The organism is Streptomyces sp. NPDC002156, from assembly GCF_053593675.1.
In genome coordinates this window covers 1-2,323 of the sequence record NZ_JBSFDA010000354.1, presented here as the reverse complement: position 1 = coordinate 2,323, position 2,323 = coordinate 1, and the positions used below count along the sequence as shown (strand labels likewise).

Annotated in this window: 2 protein-coding genes; both read left to right on the top strand. The window is 71.9% G+C overall.

The genetic code is table 11. The features are described 5' to 3' along the window. Positions 1-588 (top strand): ECF subfamily RNA polymerase sigma factor, BldN family (locus ACWCRB_RS49630; protein ID WP_451002347.1); only part of this gene is annotated, 588 nt, incomplete at its 5' end. A 352-nt stretch (positions 589-940) separates the two neighbouring features. Beyond that, complete coding sequence (locus tag ACWCRB_RS49625) at positions 941-2,251, top strand: DUF5667 domain-containing protein (protein ID WP_451002346.1); 1,311 nt, start codon at positions 941-943, stop codon at positions 2,249-2,251. Positions 2,252-2,323: the final 72 nt, after the last annotated feature.

The window sequence follows — 2,323 nt, the reverse complement described above, 5'->3', positions numbered from 1 at the left end:
GCCGGCGCCGCCACCGCGCGACGCCCCGCCGCCGACAGCGACAGCGCCCGCATGATGGACCTTGTCGAACGCGCCCAGGCCGGCGAGGCCGACGCCTTCGGCCGCCTCTACGACCAGTACAGCGACACTGTGTACCGGTACATCTACTACCGCGTGGGAGGAAAGGCCACCGCCGAGGACCTGACGAGCGAGACGTTCCTGCGCGCCCTGCGCCGCATCGGGACCTTCACCTATCAGGGCCGCGACTTCGGCGCCTGGCTCGTCACCATCGCCCGCAACCTCGTCGCCGACCACTTCAAGTCCAGCCGCTTCCGGCTGGAGGTCACGACCGGCGAGATGCTGGACGCCAACGAGGTCGAGCGCTCACCGGAGGACTCCGTCCTGGAGTCCCTCTCGAACGCCGCTCTCCTCGACGCCGTACGACGCCTCAACCCCCAGCAGCAGGAGTGCGTGACGCTGCGTTTCCTCCAGGGGCTGTCCGTCGCCGAGACCGCCCGCGTCATGGGCAAGAACGAGGGCGCGATCAAGACCCTCCAGTACCGCGCCGTCCGCACCCTCGCCCGGCTCCTCCCGGAAGACGCGCGCTGAAAGGCCGTACGAAGCACCCCGCGTACGCCCGCACCGCACCCGAGCCGGAAGAAGCGACCCGGCACCCCACGCACCCCACCCCGCTCCCCACGCTCCACCGGGTTTTCGCACGCCCACCGGCCGCACCCTCAGCGACCACCAACTCACCTTCCGTGAAAGTCCGTTGAGTTCGCGGTCCGATCATCCGCCGTCCGTAACCCAAGTGCCGCGCCACTCGTTGTGCGGGATACAGGCTCCCTGTGGTCACTCCCCGGCCGTCTCCGATCACTCGATCGTGTGGATGCGGTCAGGGGCGTGCAACCCTCAGGACCCCCTGGGGAGTCGACCGTCATGACGAGAGGAGGTGCCGCCAGTGATCGCGAACGTTTCGGCGCACCGGCGGGCGAACGCCTTCGCCCAGGCCCTGGAGGAGCTGTCCGACCGGGACTCGGCGGCAGAGCAGCCCGACGGACCGGCACCGGACCCTGACCCGGAGCCGTCCCCGGCAGCCGAGGAACGGACGGCCCCCCGGGCGGACCACAGGGCGGAACGCACCGAACCGAACCGACTGGTGGCCCTCGCGACCGGTCTCGGCGAGCTGCCGAAGCCGGTGCTCGACCCCGCGGTCAAGGTCGTCCACCGGGCCCAGTTGGTGGCCGCGATGGAGGCCATGCTGCGGGACGGCACGGTGCCGGGAGGCGAAGCGGCGGACCCTTTGGTCCCCGAACAGCGCTCCCGGGCCAGGGGCGCGCACCGGGCGAGCGGGCTGGGGAAGTTGCGACCGCGTTCACGGCTGACGAAGGGTCTCGCCGCGGGCGGGCTCAGCGTGGGCGTGGCCGCGGGAGCCTTCGGCGGCGTCGCCGCTGCCAGTTCCGACGCCCTGCCCGGTGATTCGCTGTACGGCCTGAAGCGCGGCATCGAGGACATCAAGCTCAACTACCTGGCCGACGGCGACAACGAGCGAGGCGAGGTCTACCTCGACCAGGCCTCGACGAGGCTCAGCGAGGCCCGCAGGCTCATGGAGCGCGACCGCGCCGGACAGCTCGACCACGAGTCGCTCGGCGAGATCCGCCGCGCCCTGTCCGGCATGCGGCACGACGCCTCGGAGGGGCACCGCCTGCTGCACGAGGCGTATCAGCGCGACCCCGACTCCCTGGGCCCCATCCAGGCCCTGGACGCCTTCTCCCGCTCCCACCGCGAAGCCTGGGGCGCCCTGCGCGACCGCCTCCCGGTCCAGCTCGGGGACGTGAGCCAGGAGGTCTCGTCGGTCTTCGACGCCATAGACCAAGAGGTCGCCCCCCTCCAGTCCCTGCTCCCGAAGCCCCCCGCCAAGAGCGGCCCGGGCGGCGGCGGTGCGGGCGGAGGCCAACGGCAGGGCACCGGACCGGAGTCGGGCACGAGTTCGTCCGGCGCCGACCGGTCGGCCGCACCCAGCGACACCGGCGGCGACTCCACCGACGGGCGCGAATCCAGCAGCGGCAACCCCAAGCCGTCCACCTCCGACTCCGTCGACGACGGCCTGCTCGGCGGCAACACCGGCGGCCTCCTCGACCCGCCCCAGGACAGCGGCACGGCATCCCCGTCCACGACCACCCCGTCCACCACCGAACCGGACGTCACGCTGCCCCCGCTCCTCCCGGGCCTCCTGCCCGGCCTGGGCATCGACAGCGAGGACGCGAGCTAGAACAGTAGAGCCTCGGTACGCCGTTCATCGGGGTCGTCCTGATCGCCGATCCGAACAACTCGGGCAAGCTGG